19 protein-coding genes, 1 tRNA gene, 1 other RNA gene and 2 pseudogenes are annotated in these 23,275 nt (G+C 66.2%); 12 read left to right on the top strand and 11 right to left on the bottom strand.

The window, feature by feature from the left end; all coding sequences use genetic code 11:
- Positions 1–79 precede the first annotated feature (79 nt).
- A pseudogene (locus tag MPSD_RS01230) lies at positions 80–3,616 on the top strand (ABC transporter ATP-binding protein); the annotation flags it as partial.
- Positions 3,617–3,692: 76 nt separating this feature from the next.
- Here the strand turns inward: MPSD_RS01230 and MPSD_RS01225 are convergent.
- Positions 3,693–5,522, bottom strand: a complete 1,830-nt coding sequence (locus tag MPSD_RS01225; RefSeq protein ID WP_086085093.1) for a hypothetical protein — start codon at positions 5,520–5,522, stop codon at positions 3,693–3,695.
- 685 nt (positions 5,523–6,207) lie between these two features.
- On the opposite strand from MPSD_RS01225, the gene leuA reads away from it, so the two are divergent.
- Positions 6,208–8,028 carry a 2-isopropylmalate synthase gene (gene leuA, locus MPSD_RS01220; protein WP_020785283.1) on the top strand — a complete coding sequence of 607 codons (1,821 nt, stop codon included), beginning with the start codon at positions 6,208–6,210 and terminating at the stop codon, positions 8,026–8,028.
- Here the strand turns inward: leuA and MPSD_RS01215 are convergent.
- Genes MPSD_RS01215 through MPSD_RS01205 form a run of 3 tightly spaced genes read right to left on the bottom strand, consistent with a single transcriptional unit; the run spans position 8,025 to position 10,073 of the window.
- A complete protein-coding gene (locus tag MPSD_RS01215) occupies positions 8,025–8,588 on the bottom strand; it encodes a TetR/AcrR family transcriptional regulator (protein WP_012396738.1) in 564 nt (187 codons plus the stop codon). The genes leuA and MPSD_RS01215 overlap by 4 nt on opposite strands.
- Positions 8,588–9,037, bottom strand: coding sequence for a hypothetical protein (locus tag MPSD_RS01210; protein WP_020785284.1), 450 nt, complete (start codon positions 9,035–9,037; stop codon positions 8,588–8,590). The genes MPSD_RS01215 and MPSD_RS01210 overlap by 1 nt, the downstream gene beginning before the upstream one ends.
- Positions 9,038–9,083: 46 nt before the next feature.
- Complete coding sequence (locus MPSD_RS01205; RefSeq protein ID WP_086085089.1) at positions 9,084–10,073, bottom strand: DEDDh family exonuclease; 990 nt, start codon at positions 10,071–10,073, stop codon at positions 9,084–9,086.
- 145 nt (positions 10,074–10,218) lie between these two features.
- Between MPSD_RS01205 and MPSD_RS01200 the strand changes: the two genes are divergently transcribed.
- Positions 10,219–11,460 carry a Mur ligase family protein gene (locus MPSD_RS01200; protein ID WP_086085088.1) on the top strand — a complete coding sequence of 414 codons (1,242 nt, stop codon included), beginning with the start codon at positions 10,219–10,221 and terminating at the stop codon, positions 11,458–11,460.
- A 4-nt stretch (positions 11,461–11,464) separates the two neighbouring features.
- A complete protein-coding gene (locus tag MPSD_RS01195; protein ID WP_086085092.1) occupies positions 11,465–12,160 on the top strand; it encodes a type 1 glutamine amidotransferase in 696 nt (231 codons plus the stop codon).
- 15 nt (positions 12,161–12,175) lie between these two features.
- Here the strand turns inward: MPSD_RS01195 and recR are convergent, their stop codons facing one another.
- Positions 12,176–12,787, bottom strand: a complete 612-nt coding sequence (gene recR / locus MPSD_RS01190) for a recombination mediator RecR (RefSeq protein ID WP_015357550.1) — start codon at positions 12,785–12,787, stop codon at positions 12,176–12,178.
- Positions 12,788–12,798: 11 nt separating this feature from the next.
- Entirely contained in the window at positions 12,799–13,242 is a 444-nt protein-coding gene (locus tag MPSD_RS01185; protein WP_011741924.1) for a YbaB/EbfC family nucleoid-associated protein, read from the bottom strand.
- 98 nt (positions 13,243–13,340) lie between these two features.
- On the opposite strand from MPSD_RS01185, the gene MPSD_RS01180 reads away from it, so the two are divergent.
- On the top strand, positions 13,341–14,102 hold the full coding sequence (locus MPSD_RS01180) for an Rv3717 family N-acetylmuramoyl-L-alanine amidase (protein WP_020785288.1): 762 nt from the start codon (positions 13,341–13,343) through the stop codon (positions 14,100–14,102).
- On the opposite strand, the gene MPSD_RS01175 is transcribed toward MPSD_RS01180, so the two are convergent.
- Positions 14,099–14,536 carry an SRPBCC family protein gene (locus tag MPSD_RS01175; RefSeq protein ID WP_015357552.1) on the bottom strand — a complete coding sequence of 146 codons (438 nt, stop codon included), beginning with the start codon at positions 14,534–14,536 and terminating at the stop codon, positions 14,099–14,101. The two genes, MPSD_RS01180 and MPSD_RS01175, sit on opposite strands and share 4 nt — an antisense overlap.
- Before the next feature lie 79 nt (positions 14,537–14,615).
- On the opposite strand from MPSD_RS01175, the gene MPSD_RS01170 reads away from it, so the two are divergent.
- Genes MPSD_RS01170 through MPSD_RS01150 form a run of 5 tightly spaced genes read left to right on the top strand, consistent with a single transcriptional unit; the run spans position 14,616 to position 18,581 of the window.
- On the top strand, positions 14,616–15,995 hold the full coding sequence (locus MPSD_RS01170) for an FAD-binding oxidoreductase (RefSeq protein ID WP_232022850.1): 1,380 nt from the start codon (positions 14,616–14,618) through the stop codon (positions 15,993–15,995).
- On the top strand, positions 15,992–17,311 hold the full coding sequence (locus MPSD_RS01165; protein ID WP_015357554.1) for a class I SAM-dependent methyltransferase: 1,320 nt from the start codon (positions 15,992–15,994) through the stop codon (positions 17,309–17,311). The genes MPSD_RS01170 and MPSD_RS01165 overlap by 4 nt, the downstream gene beginning before the upstream one ends.
- Positions 17,312–17,323: 12 nt before the next feature.
- Entirely contained in the window at positions 17,324–17,566 is a 243-nt protein-coding gene (locus MPSD_RS01160) for an LPXTG cell wall anchor domain-containing protein (RefSeq protein WP_020785290.1), read from the top strand.
- A complete protein-coding gene (locus tag MPSD_RS01155) occupies positions 17,563–18,108 on the top strand; it encodes a hypothetical protein (RefSeq protein WP_172900612.1) in 546 nt (181 codons plus the stop codon). Before MPSD_RS01160 ends, MPSD_RS01155 begins: the two co-directional genes overlap by 4 nt.
- A complete protein-coding gene (locus MPSD_RS01150; protein ID WP_086085087.1) occupies positions 18,105–18,581 on the top strand; it encodes an RDD family protein in 477 nt (158 codons plus the stop codon). Before MPSD_RS01155 ends, MPSD_RS01150 begins: the two co-directional genes overlap by 4 nt.
- 48 nt (positions 18,582–18,629) lie before the next feature.
- Here MPSD_RS01150 and MPSD_RS01145 read toward each other — a convergent pair whose 3' ends face one another.
- The 3 genes from MPSD_RS01145 to ffs form a co-directional block, all read right to left on the bottom strand.
- Positions 18,630–20,495, bottom strand: coding sequence for a DNA polymerase III subunits gamma/tau (locus MPSD_RS01145; RefSeq protein ID WP_119571692.1), 1,866 nt, complete (start codon positions 20,493–20,495; stop codon positions 18,630–18,632).
- A gap of 58 nt (positions 20,496–20,553) precedes the next feature.
- Positions 20,554–21,840, bottom strand: a complete 1,287-nt coding sequence (locus tag MPSD_RS01140) for an aspartate aminotransferase type Ic (RefSeq protein ID WP_020785293.1) — start codon at positions 21,838–21,840, stop codon at positions 20,554–20,556.
- Positions 21,841–21,938: 98 nt separating this feature from the next.
- An RNA gene (gene ffs / locus MPSD_RS01135) (signal recognition particle sRNA small type) lies at positions 21,939–22,035 on the bottom strand.
- A 78-nt stretch (positions 22,036–22,113) separates the two neighbouring features.
- On the opposite strand from ffs, the gene MPSD_RS01130 reads away from it, so the two are divergent.
- Together MPSD_RS01130 and lucA are read left to right on the top strand one after the other, a co-directional pair.
- Positions 22,114–22,199, top strand: a tRNA-Ser gene (locus tag MPSD_RS01130).
- 85 nt (positions 22,200–22,284) lie between these two features.
- Positions 22,285–22,774, top strand: a pseudogene (gene lucA / locus MPSD_RS01125) (lipid uptake coordinator LucA); the annotation flags it as partial.
- Here lucA and MPSD_RS01120 read toward each other — a convergent pair.
- Positions 22,680–23,234: an enoyl-CoA hydratase/isomerase family protein gene (locus MPSD_RS01120; protein ID WP_232022720.1), complete on the bottom strand. Its 555-nt coding sequence runs from the start codon at positions 23,232–23,234 to the stop codon at positions 22,680–22,682. The pseudogene lucA and the gene MPSD_RS01120 overlap by 95 nt on opposite strands.
- Positions 23,235–23,275: the final 41 nt, after the last annotated feature.

Raw genomic sequence — 23,275 nt, 5'->3', positions numbered from 1 at the left:
CGTGGGAGAATGCCTGCGGCGGCCACCAGCGCATTTGGGCTGGCGGTCGTCCGGGTTCGCGGGAAAGGGCTGTGGCGGGATGCGGACGAACTGGTGGGGACGGTTGTCCCGATACGTTCTCCGGTACCGGCGTGACCTGCTGCTGGGATTGTTCGCGTCGGTGGTCGGCACCGCGATCACGGTCATGGTTCCGCTGGTCACCAAACGCGTCATAGACAATGCGATCGCGCCGGATCACAGACCTCTGGCGCCGTGGGCTCTGGTGCTGGTTGCCGCTGCGGTTGCGATCTACTTCATGACCTTCGTGCGCCGGCATTACGGCGATCGAATCACCCATTTGGTGCAGCATGACCTCCGCGTGGACGCGTTTGCGACGCTGATACGCTGGGACGGCCGGCAGCAGGACCGCTGGAGCAGCGGCCAGCTCATCGTCCGGACCACCAATGACCTGGAACTGGTGCAGACGCTGCTGTTCGACCTGCCCAATGTGATCCGGCATCTGCTTACGCTGCTGCTCTGCCTCGCGGTGATGGCCTGGCTGTCCTTACCACTGGCTTTGCTCGTGGTGCTACTTGTCCCGCTGATCGGCCTGGTCGCCCATCGCAGCCGCCGCCTGCTGGCGGTAGCCACCGAGGCCGCGCAAGAACGCAATGCCGTGGTCACCGGTGTGGTCGACGCCGCGGTCAGCGGGATTCATGTCGTCAAGGCCTTCGGGCAGCAGTCCCAGGAGACGGTGAAACTCACGACTGCCGGCCGCGCGCTCTATGCAGCACGCGTGCGGGTAGCCCGGCTCAACGCATACTTCGGCCCGCTGCTGCAAAGCCTGCCCGCCTTCGGGCAGATGGCGGTCCTCGCGGTCGGCGGATGGATGGCGGCGCAGGGCACGATCACGGTGGGCACCTTCGTTGCCTTCTGGTCTTGCCTGACCCTGGTGTCGCGCCCGGCGTGTGATCTGGCGGGGATGCTCACCATCGCGCAGCAGGCGCGGACGGGCGCCATGCGGGTGTTCGAACTCATCGACAGCCGGCCGACTCTGGTCGATGGCACCAAGCAGCTGCCCTCGTCGACTCCGGTATCCCTCGCCTTCGAGCAGGCATCGTTCGGCTATGCGGCCGAACACCCCGTCCTGCGCGGCATAGACCTCTCCGTTCGGCCCGGGGAAACCCTTGCCGTGGTCGGCCCGCCAGGCAGCGGCAAATCCACCTTGGCGCTGCTGGCGATGCGCTGCTATGACGTCACCGCGGGAGCGGTCCGCGTCGGCGGCCATGATGTGCGCGACCTGACTCTGGATTCGTTGCGCCCGGCTATCGGCCTGGTGCCCGAACAGGCCATCCTGTTTTCCGGAACTATCGGTGAGAACATCTCCTACGGCCGCTCGAACGTGACGCTGGAGCAGATCACCGCCGCGGCCCGGGCGGCGCATATCGACGAGTTCGTGAACACGTTGCCGGACGGCTACGCGACGCCGGTCGGAGCGCAGGGATTGACGCTGTCCGGCGGGCAGCGGCAACGCATCGCGCTGGCCCGGGCGCTCGTTGGCAATCCCCGATTGTTGATCATGGACGAGCCGACCTCGGCCGTGGACGCGGTCATCGAAGCTTCGATCCAGGACGTGTTGCGGGAGGTCCTCGCAGACTGGACCGCGGTCATCTTCACCCGCCGCCGCTCCATGCTGTCCTTGGCCGACCGCGTCGCGGTGCTCGATTCCGGGCATCTGCTCGATATCGGCACCCCGGAACAGCTATGGGGACGCTGTTCGCGTTATCGCGAACTACTCTCGCCCGCAACAGATCCCCTGCGTAGTCTCGCGTTCGAAGACGGTGTGCCCGAGCCGGAATCGGAACCGGAGGCCATCGACGTCGCCGCTGACGCGACCGGACCCAGCGACCACTCGCCCAAGCCCGACCTGTTGCGCCGGCTGCTGCACGACTTCCGCGGGCCACTGATCGTGAGCCTGTTGCTGGTAGCCCTCGAGACCGGTGCGGGATTGTTGCCGCCCCTGCTCATCAGGCACGGTATCGATGTCGGCATCCGTCAGCACGTGCTAACGGCGCTGTGGTGGGCGGCACTGGCCGGCGCCGCCATCGTGGCCATCCGCCTGGTCGCACAGTGGGGCAGCGCCGTGGTCGCCGGAACCGCCGGGGAGAAGGCGCTGTTCCGATTGCGCTCCCTGGTATTTGCCCATGCGCAGCGTCTGGACCTAGACGCCTTCGAAGACAACGGTGATTCCCAGATCATTACCGCGGTCACCGCCGACGTAGACGCCATCGTGGCGTTCCTGCGCACGGGCCTGGTCATCGCCATCGTCAGCCTGATGACGGCGGTGGGCATTCTGGCGGCACTGCTGGCCATCAACGCCAAGTTGGCGTTGCTCATCTTCGCCACCTTGCCGATGCTGGGCCTGGCGACCTGGCAATTCCGCCGGGCGTCGAGCTGGACCTACCGGCAGGCGCGGCAGCGGCTTGGGACCGTGACCGCCACCCTGCGGGAGTACTCCGCGGGGCTGCGAATCGCACAGGCCTACCGTGCCGAATACGTAGGATTTCAAACGTATTTCGCGCACAGCGACGACTACCGACGACTCCGCGTCCGTGGTCAACGGCTGCTGGCGCTGTATTTTCCGCTCGTACCGTTAACCTGCAGCCTGGCAACGACACTGGTGCTGTTCGAAGGGGGCCGCGACGTACAGGCGGGCGTGCTCTCGGTCGGCGCGCTGGTGACCTACCTGCTCTATGTCGAAATGTTGTTCGCGCCGGTCGACAAGCTGTCCCAAATGTTTGACGAGTATCAGCGCGCGGCGGTTGCCGTCGGACGGATCCGGTCGCTGCTGAACACACCGACCGCATTTTCGCCGTCGGCGGCGCCGGTGGGAACGCTGCGCGGTGAGATCGAGTTCGACGCCGTTCACTTCCGGTACTCGACCCGGGATGCGCCCGCACTGGCCGGGATCAATCTGCGGATTCCCGCCGGCCAAACGGTGGTGTTCGTCGGCTCCACCGGGTCAGGGAAATCGACCCTGATGAAGTTGGTGTCCAGGTTCTACGACCCGACGGACGGAATCATCCGGATCGATGGTTGCGACTTGCGGGAATTCGATATCGACGGCTACCGCAGCCGGCTCAGCATCGTGGCGCAGGAACCCTACCTATTTGCCGGGACGGTCCGTGATGCCATCGCATACGGGCGTCCCGATGCCACCGACGCGCAGGTCGAACGGGCCGCGCGCAAGGTGGGTGCACACCCCATGATCGCCGCGCTCGATGGCGGGTACCAGCATGAGGTGGCCGCAGGTGGCCGGAATCTGTCCGCCGGCCAGCTGCAATTGCTGGCGTTGGCTCGGGCGCGGCTGGTCGATTCCGACATCTTGCTGCTCGACGAGGCCACCGTCGCCCTGGACCCCGCTACCGAGGCCTTGGTGCACTGGGCGACCCTGGGCCTGGCAGCCGACCGGACCACGTTGATCATTGCCCACGAGTTGGCAATTGCCGAATTCGTAGATCGGATCGTGGTTCTCGAGCAGGGAACCATTGTCGAGGACGGCACCCACGTCGAGCTACTGGCCGCCGGCGGACGCTATGCCGCGCTGTGGGCGGCCCACAGCCGGGTGGGCCGGCCGTCGCCATCCGACGATCGGCCGATCCCAACCGAACTGCTGGTCCATTCCCCCCGACACGGATGTCCTCTAGCGGGGATCAGGCAACCGGAGCCTCGGGCATCGCGGTCAGCGCCAGCATGACGTAGTGCCGCAGCAGACGACGAGTGCAGTCCTGGACCACCAGGTTGCGCCGACCGTCCAAACTGTAGGCGGAGTCCACGATCCAGAACGCGAACAGGCTGGTCGAGAGGTAGGCCGGCATGTCCTCGCACCGCAGCACGGCCTCGGCAATGTCCTCGAGGAGCTGTCGCACCGAGCGCGCGGCGGCGGCCAGGCTCATTCCCAGCATGTCGTTGTCCCAGTCGGCCGGAGGGGTCTGGTTTCCATCCAGCGGTAGCGTCCGCAGCACCTCGGAGACCAAGGCGTGCACCTGGAGCGGGCGCAGGCAGTCGGCCGGACGGTGGTGTCCGAGATCGGCACTCCAGCCCGACAACCGCTCGCGCAACCGGTCCGCCGACATCTCACGAATCAGGTTTCGCGCCCACTTGCGCGGTTCCTCGCGGTTGTCGTGGTACAGAACCAGATCCAGCGGACCATGCTTGTCAAAGCGCATCAGTCGCCACACCAGATCGAAGAATTCCTCCGATGACAACACCTCACCGTAGGGGATGGGCTGTTCGCGGTTGCGGATCTCCTGGACAGGCGGAGCCTCGGTGGATGCGGAAATCCACTCCTCGAACCGCCGACCATCGATCTGCCTTTCCTGCAGCGGCAGCGGCACCGGACGCTCTGGTGTGCTCTTCCACTTGGCGAGCAGTTCGGCGATTTGGCCGGCTGCAGCGCACAGGGTGGTAATGAAGCGCTGCTGGTAGGACTCATCGGGGACACCGCTGGTCAACAGTTCGCTCAGCGAGGCACTGGGCGTGTCCTCGACGTCGCTGACCAGACGGCCGGGGTTATCGGCCACGCGGTGGAAGGCCATGATGATGCAGCTGCGCGCATTTCCGGAGGCGGTGCGGAACCGGTGGTGCACCAGGGAACCGGCGGCGAACACGGTGCTCAGCGGCCGTTCGGAATCACTGACCTCGATGACGACCGGGCGGTCTTGGTCCCGCAACTGCATCTGCGCGTCGAATACCCGCCTGATCCTCTCGGTGGTGGTGAAGATCGACGCATTTTCGCTGGACCACGGTTCCCCGGCCTCGTTGACAAAGCAGGTGCGGGCGAGTTGATGGGTGCCAGGCAGGAAGGTGAAGTTCTGCCCGGCCGGCCCCTTGGCAGTTCCGCGGCGCCAGGTGACGATGATCTTGTACTCGTCATTGAACGGCGTGTTGTCGATGTGCAGCATGTTGTCCTGCGCCAGGACGGACAACGGCTCCGCGTCCTTGGCACGTTCATCAACCATCCAGATCGGACCGCCGACCGCGTAGGAGATGAGCGTGATCATCAACGGGTGCACCATCGGGTTGTTGACCTCAGGATCGGTCAGAAGCCCTACGGTTCGCCGCAGGTCCACGAAGCGGTGGATGAAGCTACCGCTGCCCTCCTGCGCCATGATTTCGTCGTAGCGCGCAACCAATTCCAGGAAGGCGTCCGATTCGACGATGTCGGCGAGGACTACCGCGCCCTGCTCTGCCATTTGCCCCAAGAGGTCCTGCAGCCCTGCGGTTGCGGTGGCGGCGTCCTGCGGGCTCAGAATCTCGAAGGCTTTGGTGAGCTCCGCCAATAGCGTGCTGCGGTAGGACTCTTTCTCCTCCAGATCACGGAAGCGCTTGTACGCCCAGGCGGCGGGAAGTTCTTCAGGCGATACCAGTTCCGGACCGATCGGAGGCGCGAAATTCATTGGCAGCACATCATCGGAGTTGAATTTGGCTAGCTGAATTCCATTGGCATTATCGGTCGACGATAATGTCGCGCCAAGCTGCATGAGCGATACCCCTAGCTGAGAAGTGAAGGTGCGATAGCGGATGATCAAGTCCGAGAAGCCCATGTCCGCTTCTCTGGCGGCCGATCGCGTTAAGCGTACGTCAAATAACCCACCTAACCTGGTGTGATTCCACTTTCATGCAGGGCACTGCTGTGCGGCAGCGCACTCTACTCTCGAATGCTTGAAAGTTGCCGAGTATTAATGCCAGGGAATTGACAGAAAAGCCTTTCTCATTTATGGCGGCGACCGCCGCGGAGCTAGGCCACCCCGACAAGTTTTCCGTTAAGCCACAACGGTATTGATGTTTTCACCGAGCACACCCGGGCTCCATTAGCCTTCGGAATCCTCAGCGCGGAAACGCATTCAGTCGACGGCGGGAGCCAAGGTCCGCGATCGACAGCGACGACATTCCCGTCCGGTTTGCCGTCCGGTTTGCGGTCCGGTTCACCGTCCGGGTCGCGGTCCGGGTTGCCGATCGCCGCTTTGCGCCGGACCCGGACGGCCCAACGGTGGTTTGCCCTTGGGCCTTTTTGTCCGAGGCACCGATCGCGGTAGAGTTCTTTGCGTGCAGCGGGTGCTCCTCCTCGGACGCCGCGACGGGGCCTGATCCAGACCGGCTTCCCGTCGCGGGTGTTCGCGATGCGCCGGTCTGAAGTTCCTTCTCGCCACCCCCGGAGCAACTACCGTGACAAACTCTTCGCAAGCCCCTGGTCCCGACGCCTTCACCTCGGCGCGCACCATCGTCAAACCCGCTGGCCCACCGTCGCCGGGCCAACCCGTCTGGAACCCCCAGCGAGCCTCCTCGATGCCGGTCAACCGTTACCGGCCGTTCGCCGAGGAAGTCGAACACATCCGGGTTACCGACCGCACCTGGCCCGACCGCGTCATCGACCGCGCCCCCCTGTGGTGCGCGGTGGACCTGCGTGACGGCAACCAGGCACTGATCGATCCGATGAGCCCGGCCCGCAAGCGGCGCATGTTCGACCTGCTAGTTCGGATGGGTTACAAGGAGATCGAGGTCGGCTTTCCCTCGGCCAGCCAGACCGACTTCGACTTCGTCCGCGAGATCATCACCGAAGGCGCCATTCCCGACGACGTCACCATCCAGGTGCTGACTCAGTGCCGCCCCGAGCTGATCGAGCGCACGTTCGAGACGTGCGCTGGGGCGTCGAAGGTGATCGTGCACTTCTACAACTCGACGTCGATCCTGCAGCGCCGCGTGGTGTTCCGCGCCGACCGGGCCGCGGTAGAAGCGATCGCGACCGAGGGCGCCCGCAGATGCGTCGAGGAAGCGGCCAAATACCCCGACACCCAGTGGCGCTTCGAGTACTCACCGGAGTCCTACACGGGCACCGAGCTGGAATACGCCAAACAGGTGTGCGACGCGGTGGCCGAAGTCATCCAGCCCACCCCGGAAAACCCGATCATCTTCAATCTGCCCGCCACCGTGGAGATGGCCACCCCGAACGTCTACGCCGACTCGATCGAGTGGATGAGCCGCAACCTGGCCAACCGGGAGTCGGTCATTCTGAGCCTGCATCCCCACAACGATCGCGGAACCGCCGTCGCCGCAGCCGAATTGGGCTTCGCCGCAGGCGCCGACCGGATCGAGGGCTGCCTGTTCGGCAACGGCGAGCGCACCGGCAACGTGTGTCTGGTGACCCTGGGGCTGAACCTGTTCTCCCGCGGCGTGGACCCGCAGATCGATTTCTCCAACATCGACGAGATCCGGCGCACCGTGGAGTACTGCAACCAGCTGCCGGTGCCCGAACGTCACCCCTACGGCGGGGACCTGGTCTACACCGCGTTCTCCGGCAGCCACCAGGACGCCATCAACAAGGGCCTGGACGCGATGAAGTTCGATGCCGACGCTGCCGATTCCGACATGGACGACATGCTGTGGCAGGTGCCCTACCTGCCCATCGACCCCAAGGACGTCGGACGCACCTACGAAGCGGTGATCCGAGTCAACTCGCAGTCCGGCAAGGGTGGGGTGGCCTACATCATGAAGGCCGACCACGGCCTGGCCCTGCCACGACGGCTGCAGATCGAGTTCTCGCGCGCGATCCAAGAGATCGCCGAGGGCAGCGCGGGCGAAGGGGGCGAGGTCTCGCCCAAAGAGATGTGGGACGCGTTCGCCGAGGAGTACCTGGCGCCGGTGCGCCCGCTGGAGCGGATCAAACAGCGCGTCATTGCCGCCGAGGAAGATGGCGGCACCACCAGCATCGACGCCACCGTCAAGATCGACGGCAAAGAGACCGAGATCAGTGGCTCGGGCAACGGTCCGCTGGCCGCGTTCGTTCACGCGCTGGGCACCGTCGGGTTCGACGTGGCCGTGTTGGACTACTCCGAGCACGCGATGAGCGCCGGCGACGACGCTCAGGCGGCGGCGTACGTGGAGGCCTCCGTGGCCGGCAAGACGGTGTGGGGCGTGGGCATCGCGCCGTCGATCACCACCGCGTCACTGCGGGCCGTCGTGTCGGCGATCAACCGGGCGTCGCGCTAGGCGTCAAAGTACGCGGGTAGCAGCCGGTCGACCAGTGCGGCCGGGTCGTCGTCGCCGGGCAGGGTGAGGTGGCTGAAGACGTAGCCGTTGAGCAATCGGCTCAACTGATCCATCTGCTCGGGCGTCGGGGCAAAGCCCGCGGCCTCGAAGATCAGGGTTGCCGACTTCACCGCGGCACGCTGCAACTCCACCAGGAACGGCTGCAGCTCTGGCCGTCTCGTGCCCTCCATGAACAGCTCGAACCTCGCCAGGGTGTTGCGGCGGAACTGTTCATCGGGGTCGGTGAGCATCTTCGTCATCAACGCTTTGACGCCGTCTCGGGACAACGACCCGACCGCGGACCGCAGCACCTGCACTCGCTGCCAATGCAAATCGACGGTGCGCGATGCCGTGGCTTCGAGCAAGGCCTGACGCGTGCGGAAGTAGTTCGATGTGGTGCCGGCGGGCAGACCCGCGCGATCGTCCACCTGCCGATGCGTAAGACCCCCGACACCGACGTCGGCAAGGATGTCGATCGCGGCGTCGAGGATCTGGGCACGGCGTTGCGGATTCGGCGGCATCAGTCTTTGTAGCGCAACCGCCAGAACATCGTCAGGAATGCCGGGTACACCGCGATCAACAGCAGGTAGCTGAACCACATGGGAAACCAGCTGACGATGGACAGATCCCGGACCACATAGGACATGTAGATGTGCAGCGGCACGCTACCGGCGATGTAGACGATCGATGCGGTGAAGAAGGCCCGATGCCGACCATTGGCGAACCGCACCCGGGGCCACACCAGGATGCCGGTGATGGTCGCATACGTCATCGGGATCAGCAGGATTCGGTCCGTGGCCATGGTCGCCACGTACTTCAGGGTGAGTTCGTCTCCGAAGATCACCCGGTAGACGTGCAATGCGAACCCGAGCGAGATGGTCAGCATGGCCGCCTGGCGGAAGAAATAGCCGTGCCGGCGGTAGGCGCTCTGCCGGGACGACTTGTCTACTACGGATGCAGTGGTACTCATGGCGCGACCATAGCACTACGTCCGTAGTGGCACAAGAGTGTTGGCCTCAGAAGAGCGCGAACTGTTCTTCGACCAGAGTGTGGTCGGTGAATTTCTCGGCACTGGTGCCGCCGAGCACACAGCCAACCCGGTCCATGAACTGCGTGTCGGTAAGCGCGGGCACACCCAGCTGCCGGGCGTGGTAGCCCTTGCCCTGATCAGGGGCGTCTTCGTTGCACACCACCAGCGATGTCTCCCGGTCGACGCCATCGCTGTAGGCCAGTCCGGCATGCAGGATCCGTTCGACGAGCTCCTCATGGGTTCGGCCCACCTCGGCGGCCAGCGCTACCCGCATGCCCTGGACCAGCGGCCGGTCACAGACGTAGCGGCCCGGGTTGAGGTAGGGGCAGGGCATCCGGGAGGCCAGCGCCTTGAGCGGGCGCAGTTCGTCGTGGGTCACCCGGCCGTTGGGCCACCGGCGCCGGGTGACCGGATGAATCGGCAGCCAAACGTCGCGTTCGCGGGCCCGTTGCAGCGCCGGTGCCAGGATCCCGCTCAAGACCAGTGCGTCGTCGAAAGCGTCGTGCGGCCGTTCCTGGGTCACGCCCCAATGTGCGGCCAGCGTCTCCAGCCTGAGGTTGTCGATTCCGAGTTCCAGCCGCCGGGCCAGCTCGACCGTGCACATGACGGAATCCACCGGCAGCTCGGCATCTGTCAGTTCAGCCTCAGCGGCCAAAAACGAGTAGTCGAACGCGACATTGTGGGCCACCAGCGTGCGGCCGCGCAGTAGCTCGGTCAGATCACCGACAATGTCGGCGAACTGAGGCTGGTCTTCGAGCATCGCCGCGGTCAGACCGTGCACGTGGGTTGGGCCCGGATCCACCCCGGGATTGAGCAGGCTGACCACGGAATGCTCGACATTGCCGGCTGCGTCCAGCCCAAGCGCGGCGACGCTGATGACCCGGGCGTGCCCCGGCCGAAATCCCGAGGTCTCGACATCGACGACGGCCCAACCCTCACCCGGGTGGCTGGCCGGCCGTCCCCAGTTCTGGCTCACACGATGAGAATGGCACGTCGGGCCGACATCACCGGCGTCGTTGCGCCTCGTGTCGGCCTCAACTTGGGGACGGCCCGTTACTTGGCCACGACCCGCTCCACTCGGCCCCCAGCGCCAAGGTTGCGATCGCCCTTAAACTGCCCGGGTGATAACCGCCCGTGCCCGGCTAGCCCTCGCCGCAGGTTCGAGCGCGCGTTGGGCGTCTCGAGTCACCGGTCGCGGAGCCGGTGCGATGATCGGCGGCCTGGTCGCAATGACCCTGGACCGCTCGGTGTTGCGCCAGCTCGCGAGCGGTCGGCGCACCGTCGTCATCACCGGCACCAACGGCAAATCGACGACCACCCGGATGACCGCGGCCGCCCTGAGCACCCTTGGCGCCGTCGCCACCAACGCCGAGGGTGCCAACATGGACGCCGGCCTGGTGGCCGCGCTGGCCGCCGACCGTCGTGCCGGACTCGCGGCGCTGGAAGTCGACGAGATGCACGTCCCGCACGTGTCGGACGCCGTCGAGCCGGCGGGCCTGGTGCTCCTGAACTTGTCCCGGGATCAGCTGGACCGCGTCGGCGAGATCAACGTGATCGAACGCACCCTGCGGGCCGGCCTGGCCCGCCACCCGAACGCGGTGGTGGTGGCCAACTGTGACGACGTCCTGATGGCCTCAGCGGCCTACGACAGCCCCAACGTGGTGTGGGTGGCCGCCGGCGGTTCCTGGTCGAACGACTCGGTGAGCTGCCCGCGCAGCGGCGAGGTCATCGTTCGCGAACCCGGGCACTGGTACTCCACCGGCGCCGACTTCAAACGGCCCAGACCACAGTGGTGGTTCGATGACGAAGCCGTGTACGGGCCGGACGGACTGGCGCTGCCGATGCGGCTGGCGCTGCCCGGCGCGGTCAATCGGGGAAACGCCACCCAAGCGGTCGCGGCCGCCGTCGCGTTGGGCGCGGATCCGGCGTTGGCCGTCGCCGCGGTCGCCGAGGTCGACGAGGTCGCCGGCCGTTACCGCAGCTTCGCTCTCGGCCGCCACCAAGCACGGATCCTTCTGGCCAAGAACCCGGCCGGCTGGCAGGAAGCGCTGTCGATGGTGGACGAACGTGCCGCCGGAGTGGTCATCTCCGTCAACGGACAAGTGCCCGACGGCGAGGATCTGTCCTGGCTGTGGGATGTGCGCTTCGAACATTTCGCCGAGGCGTTCAAAACGACCCCGGTGGTGGCCGCCGGTGAGCGCGGCACCGACCTGGCGGTGCGCCTGGGTTACGCGGGCGTGCAGCACACCCTGGTGCACGACACCGTGGCGGCCATCGAGTCTTGCCCGCCGGGACCGGTGGAGGTGGTCGCCAACTACACCGCGTTCCTCCAGCTGCAGCGGAGGTTGACGCGCAATGGCTGACTCTGTGGTCCGGATCGGCCTGGTGTTGCCCGACGTGATGGGTACCTACGGTGACGGCGGCAACGCCGTCGTGCTGCGCCAACGGCTACGCCTGCGGGCCATCCCCGCCGAGATCGTCGAGATCACCCTTTCCGACCCGGTACCGGATTCCTTGGACCTGTACACGCTGGGCGGCGCGGAAGATTACGCGCAGCGATTGGCCACCCGGCACCTGCTGCAGCACCCGGGACTGCAGCGCGCGGCCGGCCGGGGCGCACCCGTGCTGGCGATCTGTGCGGCCGTCCAGGTACTCGGGCATTGGTATGAAACCTCATCGGGCGAACGTGTCGACGGTGTCGGCCTGCTCGATGCGACCACCTCTCCGCAACAGACCCGCACCATCGGTGAGCTGATCAGCAAGCCATTGCTGCCCGGGTTGACCCAGCGGCTCACGGGTTTCGAAAATCACCGCGGAGGTACCGTTCTGGGCCCAGCGGCATCGCCGTTGGGTGCGGTGGTCAAGGGTGCGGGCAACCGGGCGGGCGATGGCTTTGACGGCGTCGTCCAGGGCGGCGTGGTCGCGACCTACATGCACGGGCCGTGTCTGGCCCGCAACCCCGAGCTGGCCGACCTGCTGCTGAGCAAGGTGGTCGGAGCGCTGGCGCCGCTGGAGCTACCGGAAGTGGAATTGTTGCGCCGAGAGCGGTTGTCGGCGCGCTAGCGCCGCCCGCCGAACTCAGACCATCGCGCGGCGGCCGGTCAACGCGCGGCCCAGGGTGAGTTCGTCGGCGAACTCCAGGTCACCACCCATCGGCAGCCCCGACGCGATCCGGGTGACGGTCAGGCCGGGGATGTCGCGCAGCATCCGCACCAGGTAGGTGGCCGTCGCCTCGCCCTCGGTATTGGGGTCGGTGGCGATGATCACCTCGGTGATATCGACGCCGTCGACCCGATCACCGATGCGAGTCAGCAACTCGCGGATTCGCAGCTGCTCGGGACCGATCCCGGAAAGCGGATCGAGCGCCCCGCCCAGCACGTGATAGCGACCGCGGTATTCGCGGGTTCGCTCGACGGCCTGGATGTCTTTGGGCTCTTCGACGACGCAGACCAGGGCCCCGTCCCGGCGCGGGTCCGCGCAAATGCGGCAACGCTCGTCATCGGAGACGTTCCCGCACACAGCGCAGAAGCGCACCCCGTCCCGGACCTTGGCCAGCACGGCGGTCAGCCGGTCGATGTCCGGCGGCTCAACCGACAAGAGGTGAAACGCGATGCGCTGGGCACTCTTGGGGCCGATGCCCGGCAGCTTGCCGAGCTCGTCGATCAGATCCTGAACGGGTCCCTCGAACATGCCGGGGCCGGTCAGACCCCCGGGGCACCCGGCATGCCTGGCATACCCGGTGCGCCCGGGGCACCCGGCATACCTGGCATTCCCGGCGCACCCGGCCGTGGCGGCATTCCCGGCGCTCCCGGCGCTCCTGGGGCACCGGGCGCGCCGGGCGGGCGCATCGCGCCGGCCAGCGCACCCAGGCGCTCCTGCGCCATCTTGGTCACCTGCTGAGACGCATCGCGCATGGCACCAACGATCAGGTCCTGCAGCGTCTCTATGTCGTCACGGTCGACCACCTTGGGGTCGATCGTGACCCCGACCAGTTCGCCGCTGCCCCTGACAGCGACCTGGACCAAGCCGCCACCGGCTTGACCGTGTACCTCGGAATTGGCCAGCTGTTGCTGGGCTTCCAGTAGCTTCTGCTGCATCTGCTGTGCTTGAGCGAGCAGTGCCGACATGTCGCCGCCGGGTTGCATGACAGTCCCCTAGCATCTTGGTCTCGAGTTGGTTTCGCCTGCGGTTGTATGGCGATTTGAAACAATCAGCCTAGACGGCGCGGCGTTACCGTTGCGCAGTGGACGTAGGAGTCAGCCCGCGTGTCGGGATCGCCATGGTCATCGGGATGCTCGTAGCGGCGTTGACACCCCTGCTCCCAACGGCGGCCGCAGCCCCTTCCAACATCGCCGGCATGGTCGTTTTCATCGACCCTGGGCACAACGGCGCCAACGACGCATCGATCGGGCGTCAGGTCCCCACCGGCCGGGGCGGCACCAAGGACTGCCAGGCCAGCGGGACATCGAGCAACAGCGGTTACCCGGAGCACACGTTCACCTGGGACACCGCCCTGCGACTGCGCGCCGCGCTCAACGCGCTGGGCGTACGAACGGCGCTCTCCCGCGGCAACGACAACGCGCTGGGTCCGTGCATCGACGAACGCGCCAACACGGCCAACGCGTTACATCCCAACGCGGTCGTCAGCCTGCACGGCGACGGCGGCCCGGCCACCGGCCGCGGCTTTCACGTCAACTACTCGTCCCCGCCGCTGAACGCGGCCCAGGCCGGTCCCTCGGTGCAGTTCGCGCGGGTCATGCGCGACCAGTTGCGGGCCTCGGGTATTCCGCCGGCCAACTACATCGGGCAGGACGGCTTGTACGGGCGTTCGGATCTGGCGGGGCTGAACCTGGCCCAGTACCCGTCGATCCTGGTCGAGCTGGGCAACATGAAGAACCCCGCGGACTCGGCGCTGATGGAGTCCCCCGAAGGGCGGCAGAAGTATGCCAACGCGCTGGTCCGCGGGGTCGCGGGCTTTCTGGCCAGCCAGGGCCAGGCGCGCTAGCTTTCCAGCTCGGACTTGAGGTTGGCCAGCACTTCACCCTGGATCTTCTTCAAACCCAGCGGGGCAAACGTCTTCTCGAAGAAGCCCTTGACCCCGCCGGCGCCGTTCCAGGTGGCCTTGACGGTCACGCTGCAGCCCGGCACCGCCGGAGCCACCGTCCAGTTGATGATCATGGATGAGTTCGCATCCTTTTCGATCACCGTGTGGCCTGCGACATCCACGCCGACCTGCACGTCACGGACGCGCGACTTGGTCGCCTGCAGTCGCCACTTTGCGACGGTGCCCTGTCCCTGCCCCCCTTCGAGCACCTGGTACTCGCTGTATTGCGGGGAAAGAATTTTCGGACGAACGTTCTGATAATCGGCCACTCCGGCAAGAGCGGCCGCAGGCTCAGCATTGATCAAGATCGTGCTGGCTGCGCTCACCTGTCCCATCAGGCGCAACTCCTCTGTCATGAATCGCGGTGCAGCCCACACACGGATGCAGGGGCTGTGGTCGGTGACTACGATATATGTGGTGCCTGGTACTGGATCTGGACTGTCCGCCCACACATCGGGCGTAGAGCGATTGCTGGCTAGCTATCGATCCATTCCCACGACCGCAACGGTCCGGTTGGCCAAACCCACTTCAAACCTGTTCCTCGCCCGCGCCAAACGCGATGTTCGGGGTCTGGACACCTCCGGGTTGACCGGTGTGATCAGCATCGATCCCGACGCCCGCACCGCCGACGTGGCCGGCATGTGCACATATGAGGACCTGGTCGCAGCCACGCTGCCGCACGGTCTGTCGCCGCTGGTGGTTCCGCAGTTGAAGACCATTACGCTCGGCGGCGCGGTCACCGGCTTGGGCATCGAGTCGGCATCGTTTCGCAATGGCCTGCCGCACGAGTCGGTGCTCGAAATGGACGTCCTCACCGGCGCGGGCGAATTGCTGACGGTATCGGCCGACCGGCACGCCGATCTGTATCGAGCCTTCCCTAATTCCTATGGCACGCTGGGCTATTCGACTCGGCTCAAGATCCTGCTGGAGCCGGTCAAGCCCTTTGTGGCGTTGCAGCACATCCGATTCGACTCGTTGCGGGCACTGGTCGCGGCGATGGAGCGCATTGTCGATACCGGGGGCCTGGACGGGATGGCGGTGGACTACCTGGACGGCGTGGTCTTCAGCGCCGACGAAAGCTACCTGTGCGTCGGTGTGCGGACCGCAACGCCGGGCCCAGTCAGCGATTACACCGGAAAAGACATCTACTACCGGTCGATCCAGCACGAGAGCGGCGTCAAAGCGGACCGCCTGACCACCCACGACTACTTCTGGCGCTGGGACACCGACTGGTTCTGGTGCTCACGCGCGTTCGGCGCGCAGAACCCGACGCTGCGGCGCTGGTGGCCGCGGCGGTACCGGCGCAGCAGCGCCTACTGGAAGCTGGTGGAACTCGACCAGCGCTTCGGAATCGCCGACCGGATCGAGAAGCGCCACGGGCGCCCCCCGCGAGAGCGAGTGGTGCAGGATGTCGAGGTTCCCATCGAGCGCACCCAGGACTTCATGACATGGTTTTTGGAAACGGTACCCATCGCACCGATCTGGCTGTGCCCCTTACGGCTTCGTGACAATGACGGCTGGCCGCTGTATCCGATCCGGCCGGACCACAGCTACGTCAATGTCGGCTTCTGGTCCTCGGTGCCGGCCGGCGCCACCGAGGGGGCAACCAACCGGGAGATAGAGACGAAGGTGAGCGAGCTCAACGGACACAAGTCGCTCTACTCCGACAGCTACTACACCCGAGAAGAGTTCGATGAGTTGTACGGCGGGGAGTCGTACAAAACGGTGAAGAAAACCTACGATCCAGATTCGCGTCTGCTCGATCTCTACGCAAAGGCGGTGCAACGACGATGACTGCAACGAAAGAAGCCAACCAGCCCCCGAATGCCAACGGCGGCAGACTCAGTATTGCCGAGGTCCTGGCGATCTTCACCGCGACCGGCGGCCAGCCACTGAAGTTCAGTGCGTATGACGGCAGCACCGCCGGTTGCAACGACGCGGAAATGGGGTTGGAACTCACCTCCCCCCGCGGCACCACCTACCTGGCGACGGCGCCGGGGGAACTCGGCCTCGCCCGGGCCTACGTATCGGGGGACCTACAGCCCCACGGTGTGCATCCCGGCGATCCGTATGAGCTGCTCAAAGCGTTGACCGACCGGGTCGAGTTCAAACGGCCGTCAGCGCGGGTGCTGGCCAACGTGGTGCGCTCGATCGGGGTGGAGCATCTGTTGCCGATCGCGCCGCCGCCGCAGGAGACGCCGCCGCGGTGGCGCCGAATGGCCGAGGGCGTCCTGCACAGCAAGACCCGCGACGCCGAGGCCATCCACCACCACTACGACGTCTCGAACACCTTCTACGAGTGGGTGCTCGGGCCGTCGATGACCTATACCTGCGCGGTCTATCCGAACGAACGGGCAACCCTGGAAGAGGCTCAGGAGAACAAGTACCGGCTGGTCTTCGAGAAGCTGCGGCTGCGGCCGGGCGATCGCCTACTCGACGTCGGCTGCGGCTGGGGCGGGATGGTGCGCTACGCCGCGCGCCACGGGGTCCGGGTCATCGGCGCCACGCTGTCGGCCGAGCAGGCCACGTGGGCCCAACAGAAGATCTCCGACGAGGGGTTGGCGCAGCTGGCCGAGGTGCGCCACTGCGACTACCGGGACGTGGTGGAGACCGGGTTCGATGCCGTCTCGTCGATCGGAATGACCGAGCACATCGGCGTCCGCAACTATCCCGCCTATTTCGGCTTGCTCAAATCCAAGCTGCGCACCGGCGGCCTGCTACTCAACCACTGCATCACCCGCCACGACAACAAGTCGACATCCTTCGCCGGCGGGTTCACCGACCGCTACGTCTTCCCGGACGGGGAGCTGACCGGCTCCGGCCGCATCATCACCGAGATCCAGGAAGTCGGCTTCGAGGTGCTGCACGAGGAGAACCTGCGGCAGCACTACGCGCTGACGCTTCGCGACTGGTGCCACAACCTCGTCAAGCACTGGGACGTGGCGGTCGCCGAAGTCGGACTGCCCATCGCCAAGGTATGGGGCCTGTACATGGCGGCCTCGCGAGTGGCGTTTGAGCGCAACAACCTGCAGCTGCATCACGTGCTCGCCGCCAACGTCGACACCTGGGGCGAAGATGACCTGCCGCTACGGCCGTGGTGGACGGCCTAGGAGGAGATCGCTATGTCGCCAGACGATGCCGCCGCAACTTCGACAGGGAGCCGGGCCCGCAGGTTCGCGGTACGGCACTGGGTCGCGCTGATCCTCGTCGTGCTGGCGGCGATCTTCATCGCACAGAACCGCGAGCGCCCGCAGATGCACTTGCCGTGGGTCACCGTCGAGTCGCCCATGTGGCTGCTGCTGAGCGCCATGTTTGTGCTGGGCATCCTGGTGGGCCTGCTGCTGCGTCGACGCCGCCGGAAATGAGCCATGGCTTGCCCCGGGCGGCCGAAAAAGGCGTAGACGTGATCAGAAACCCGGTGGTTTCCGTCAGCGTCGGCGCCACGGCGATCGCGCTGGGATGGGGGCAGAGCCTATTCCGAAACGTGCAACGACTACCGCTGGTCGGGTCATGGGTGCGGCAAGGCATCGACGAACTGTCGCAGCGAGGCGACCGGTGGCTCGCGCAGAATGTGGACCCGCTCAGGGCGCGGGTGCTGCCGATGGCCGGCGATTTGGTGGATCTGGTACTCGACCAGATCGACCTGACCGCTCTGGTTCGCGAACGGCTTGATCTGGACGCCCTGGTCGCCGAGGTCGACATCGATGCAGTGATCAACCGGATCGATCTGATCACCCTGGCGGACAAGGTGATCGACGGTGTCGACCTGCCCGGGATCATCCGTGAGTCGACAAGTTCGGTAACGGCCGAGGTGATGACCGACGTTCGCAGCCAAGGCGAACGGGCCGATGACCGCGTCGCCAGGATCGTTGACCGGGTTCTGGGGCGTGACCGGGACGATCAGTGATCTCCTCCGATCCGGCGCCCGCCGATGGGCGTGCGGCCGGCATCGTCACCCGGGGGCTGGCAGCCGTCATCGATCTGGTGGTCGTTCTGCTGATCATGGGTGCGCTCTACCTCGGCCTGATCCTGGTCAAGCTGGTCTACTCCCCGGTGTCCTTCAGCCTGCCGGCGCTCAACGTTGTGTTTTCCACCCTGGTCACCTTTGTGGTCGCCGTCGGATACCTCACCGGCTGTTGGGCGGTTTCGGGGTGCACCGCCGGCGCGGTGATGATGGGGCTTCGAGTCGCCGGACGACACTCACATAGCCTACGCCCACTGGTCGCGACGCTACGGGCGATCGGCTGCGTTCTGTTCCCGGTCGGGTTGATCTGGGTTGCGATCGACCGGCAGCGAAGATCGTTGCAGGACATCGTGTTCCGTAGTCGGGTCGTTTATTCACGACCCCATGCCGCGACCGGCCCGGACGAACCGGTCTGACGCCGCGCAAGCACCCGGATGTCGCGCGGCACAACGGAACGCGCGAGGTCAGGCGTTGTCGATGCGGCGGGCACCCAGCTCATTGCGCAGCAGTTCGAGCGCCACTTCCTCGGGTTCGCGGCGCGGCTCGGACGGGTCGCTGCGACCGGCTTCGGCCAGCAGGCTTTCCTCTTCCCCACGCCGGGCGGAATCGACGGCAACGGGATCCGCCGCCGGGGCCGCGGCCTTGGCCGGCTTCGGGGTTGCGGCGGGTTCCGCGGCGCCCACCTCGCAGCGCACCCGCCAGTTGACTCCCAACGCATCTCTGAGCGCCTCGGCGATGACGTCGGCGTTGCGCTGCTCGGACAGCCGCCGGGCCAGCGGCGCCGAGTCGTGGGTCAGTACCAGCGTGTTGTCTTCGAGCGCACGAACGGTGGCGGCGGCGAGCATCACCTCGGTGGTGCGGCTGCGCTGGCGCACCTTCTCGCGCACGGTCGGCCACATGCTGCGAACCGCGGCGGCATTGAGCTCCCCGGGAGCCGAGACCGGTTCGGGAACCGGAGCCGGCCGGGGTTCGGGCGCCCGCCGGGGTTCGGGCGCCGGCCGGGGTTCGGGAGCCGGCGGCGGCTCTGGCGCGGACTTGGGCTCTGGTGGTGCCGGCCGGCGCATGCTTTGCCTGACCATCTCTTTGGCCTCCGCCCGGGCGGAGGTCGTCGCCCGCGGCGCGGCCGGCGCTTCCGGCGCTGGGGCCGAGGTGGCTCCCGCACCGGCCGGTATCGACATGGCCAGCCGGGTCTCGATCCGCTCGATGCGCTGCAACAGCGCCGATTCGGCGTCGCTGGCCGAGGGCAGCAGCAGCCGGGCACACACCACCTCCAGCAGCAGCCGGGGTGCCGTCGCGCCACGCATCTCGCCCAGCCCGGCCTGTACGACCTCGGCGTAGCGAGTCAGCGTCGCCGACCCGAGGTGCGCCGCCTGCTCCCGCATCCGATCCAGCACATCTTCGGGGCCGTCCACGACCCCGCGAGACACGGCGTCGGGAACCGCTTGCAGCACGATGAGATCGCGGAATCGCTCCAGCAGGTCGGTGGCGAAGCGACGAGGATCGTGCCCGGCGTCGATCACCGATTCGACCGCCCCCAACAGCGCCGCGGCATCCCCGGCGCCAAGCGCGTCCACGGCGTCGTCGATCAGCGCGACGTCGGTGGCACCCAGCAGTCCCAGCGCTCGCTGGTAGGTCACATGGTTGCTCTGCGCCCCGGCCACCAGCTGGTCCAGCACCGAAAGCGTGTCACGCGGGGAACCACCGCCGGCGCGAGTCACCAGCGGATACACCGCCTCGTCGACGACCACGCCCTCCTGCTCACAAATCCGCCCGATCAGACCTCGCATGGTGCGCGGCGGCAGCAGGCGGAACGGGTAGTGGTGGGTGCGCGACCGGATGGTGGGCAGCACCTTCTCCGGTTCCGTGGTGGCGAAGATGAAGATGAGGTGTTCGGGGGGCTCTTCGACGATCTTGAGCAGCGCGTTGAAACCGGCGGTGGTCACCATGTGCGCCTCGTCGATGATGAACACGCGGTAGCGCGACTGCGCGGGCGCGTAGAACGCGCGATCCCGCAATTCCCGGGTGTCGTCCACACCGCCGTGACTGGCCGCGTCGAGCTCGACCACGTCGATGCTGCCGGGCGCGCTGGGCGCCAAGGCCTGGCAGGACTCGCAGGTTCCACACGGCGTGGCCGTGGGGCCCTGCGCGCAGTTCAAGGACCGCGCCAGGATGCGCGCCGACGACGTCTTGCCGCAGCCGCGCGGCCCGGAGAACAGGTACGCATGGTTGATCCGGCCGGCCTCCAGGGCGATCGACAGCGGTTCGGTGACATGCTCCTGCCCCACCACCTCCGCGAAGGTCGCCGGACGATATTTGCGGTAGAGAGCCACGGTCAGCAGGCTACTCAGGCTGGCGGACTATTGCGGAATCCACTGGTCCGAGCGGGAACTACGGGCGGGCCAGCAAGGCCTCGGTGCCGGCGAGCAAGGCACAGGTCGCCAGACCATCGACCGCATCGCTCAGATCGGGCAGCGACGGGAAAGACGGCGCGATCCGGATGTTCTTGTCCTCGGGATCCTTGCGATACGGGAACGACGCGCCCGCCTCGGTGACGGCAATCCCGGCGTCCTTGGCCAACGCCACGGTGCGGCGCGCGGTCCCCGGCATCACATCGAGGCTGATGAAATACCCGCCCTTGGGCTCGGTCCACGACGCGATCTTGGAATCGCTGAGCCGCTGATCGAGGATCTCGAGCGCCAACGCAAACTTGGGCGCCAATATCTGCTGGTGGCGGCGCATATGCAAGCGTACGCCGTCGGCGTCTCCGAAAAACCGCAGGTGCCGCAGCTGGTTGACCTTGTCCGGACCGATCGACTTCTTTCCGGCGTACTGCAGATACCACGCGATGTTGCCCAACGACCCGCCGAAGAAGCTGACGCCGCCGCCGGCGAAGGTGATCTTCGACGTGGATGCGAAAACGTAGGGCCGGTGCGGATTGCCGGCCTTGGCCGCCAGCCCCAGCACGTCAACCTGCCGGATGAAGTCCGGCGTGAGGGTGTGCACCATGTAGGCGTTGTCCCAGAACAAGCGGAAGTCCGGTGCCGCCGTCTGCATCTGCACCAGCCGGCGCACCGTTTCCCAGGAATACGTGACACCGGTGGGGTTGCCGAACACCGGTACGGTCCACATGCCCTTGATCGTGGGGTCGACGGCGACCAGTTCCTCGATCAGATCGACGTCGGGGCCGTCCTCGAGCATCGGGACGGGGATCATCTCCACACCCATCGTTTCGGTGATGGCGAAATGGCGGTCATAGCCGGGAACGGGGCACAGGAACTTGATGCCGTCCGGCTCCTTTACCCAAGGCCGGGGCGAGTCGACCCCGCCATAGAGCATGGAGAACGCGGTCACGTCGTGCATCAGCTCCAGGCTGGAGTTGTTTCCCGCGATCAAGTTCTGGACCGGGATGCCGAGCAACTCACCGAAGATGGCGCGCAGCGCCGGCAGGCCATGCAGGCCGCCATAGTTGCGGGTGTCGAGGCCCTCGGGGTCGCGGTAGTCCTGGCCACCGGACAGGCTCAGCAGTTGATTAGACAGGTCCAGCTGCTCAGAAGACGGCTTGCCTCGGGTGAGATCCAGGGACAGGCCTTTAACGCGCAGGTTTGCGTAGTCCTGCTCGTGGCGGACATGCAAAGCGGCTAGCTCTTCAGGGCTGAGCGAATCGAACGAGACCATGCGACCCTTTCACCGTCGAAAACCGTGGATCAAACATGCAGGTCTTGAGCGGTTGCAGGCCAGTTCTTGCTGGTTGGCACCTGGTGGGCCGCCCCGGACAAAGGGGGACCCCGCGCACCCGACAGAGCCCATTGACCCTTGCTGCCTTCCGGCCCTGGGGGAGTTCACAGGATAGACGCCGCGCGGGGTCCTGCCGCGAGTCTAATACCTCCGCGGAGACATTCGTCGGCGGCCGCGGAACACGGGCGCCGAGACAGCGGCTACCATATCGGCGGAGGATTCGCCTAGTGGCCTATGGCGCTCGCCTGGAACGCGGGTTGGGTTAATAGCCCTCGCGGGTTCAAATCCCGCATCCTCCGCAATGGTCGCGCCCGCGCCGAGGCGCGGGCGGACAGTGTGGGCTGGTCAGCTTGACTGGCTCCGGCTCACAGTACGAGGAGGGGTATGGGGCGCAAGGTTGCCATGCTGTGGCACGCGTCGTTTTCGATCGGCGCAGGCGTCCTCTACTTCTTCTTCGTTCTGCCCCGTTGGCCCGAATTGATGGGCGATACCGCCCACTCGCTGGGGACCGGGCCCCGGATCACCGCGGGCGCCCTGTTCGGCCTGGCCGCGCTGCCGGTGGTGTTCACCCTGCTGCGTACCCGCAAGCCGGAACTTGGCACCCCTGCCCTGGCGCTATCGATTCGGACATGGTCGATCGTGGCGCACGTGCTGGCCGGGGTGCTGATCATCGGGACCGCCATCAGCGAGATCTGGCTCAGCCTGGACTCGGTGGGGCAATGGCTGTTCGGGATCTACGGGGCCGCTGCCGCCATTGCGGTACTCGGCTTCTTCGCGTTCTACCTGTCGTTTGTCGCGGAATTGCCACCGCCACCGCCCAAACCGATCAAGGTGAAAGAACCCAAGCAGCGCCGCCGCCGCAAGAAGGGCACCTCAGAGGCACCGATCGCGGCTTCGGCGCCGATCAGTCGACGGTCGCAGGCGCATGCCAGCACACACCCGCCCGCGATGGCGGCACCGTTGATCGCGGCCACGGTAGGGCCCGGGTAGCCGAACATCGCGTCAAACGCGTCCGATAACGCTGGAATCAGCCGATCCGTATAGCTGGTCCCGCCCTGCACCACCCGGTTCAGGTCGACCCCGGCAGAGAACACTCGTCCGGCGCCGGTGAGCACCAGCGCGCCACCGTGTGAGGAGCCCAGTTCGCGCAGCGCATCGGTCAACTCGGTCAGCAGCTCGACATCGAGGGCGTTGACCCGCCCGGACGAGAGGGTGAGCACTTGCACGGCGTCTACGGCCTGAATCTCAATCACAGTCACACACTCCACCACCACGGCGGTCGAGCCAAATAGTTGGGATCGGTAGCAACCCGGGCGTTCTGTACTTACTCCCATGACGGCGCCACCAGGGCGGCGCATGATGGAAGGAAATCCAG

The sequence above is a fragment of the Mycobacterium pseudoshottsii JCM 15466 genome (assembly GCF_003584745.1).
GTDB lineage: Bacteria > Actinomycetota > Actinomycetes > Mycobacteriales > Mycobacteriaceae > Mycobacterium > Mycobacterium marinum.
Note: the sequence above shows the minus strand (reverse complement) of the source record. Positions and strands in the feature narration are given on the sequence as shown.

Bases quoted from the DNA above. Each gene is read 5' to 3' on its own strand.
- MPSD_RS01225 (WP_086085093.1), bottom strand. From the start codon at position 5,522: ATGCAGCTTGGCGCGACATTATCGTCGACCGATAATGCCAATGGAATT.
- MPSD_RS01140 (WP_020785293.1), bottom strand. From the start codon at position 21,840: ATGGTCTCGTTCGATTCGCTCAGCCCTGAAGAGCTAGCCGCTTTGCAT.
- MPSD_RS01215 (WP_012396738.1), bottom strand. From the start codon at position 8,588: ATGCCGCCGAATCCGCAACGCCGTGCCCAGATCCTCGACGCCGCGATC.
- MPSD_RS01185 (WP_011741924.1), bottom strand. From the start codon at position 13,242: ATGCAACCCGGCGGCGACATGTCGGCACTGCTCGCTCAAGCACAGCAG.
- MPSD_RS01165 (WP_015357554.1), top strand. From the start codon at position 15,992: ATGACTGCAACGAAAGAAGCCAACCAGCCCCCGAATGCCAACGGCGGC.
- recR (WP_015357550.1), bottom strand. From the start codon at position 12,787: ATGTTCGAGGGACCCGTTCAGGATCTGATCGACGAGCTCGGCAAGCTG.
- MPSD_RS01210 (WP_020785284.1), bottom strand. From the start codon at position 9,037: ATGAGTACCACTGCATCCGTAGTAGACAAGTCGTCCCGGCAGAGCGCC.
- MPSD_RS01120 (WP_232022720.1), bottom strand. From the start codon at position 23,234: ATGGGAGTAAGTACAGAACGCCCGGGTTGCTACCGATCCCAACTATTT.
- MPSD_RS01175 (WP_015357552.1), bottom strand. From the start codon at position 14,536: ATGGGACAGGTGAGCGCAGCCAGCACGATCTTGATCAATGCTGAGCCT.
- MPSD_RS01160 (WP_020785290.1), top strand. From the start codon at position 17,324: ATGTCGCCAGACGATGCCGCCGCAACTTCGACAGGGAGCCGGGCCCGC.
- MPSD_RS01155 (WP_172900612.1), top strand. From the start codon at position 17,563: ATGAGCCATGGCTTGCCCCGGGCGGCCGAAAAAGGCGTAGACGTGATC.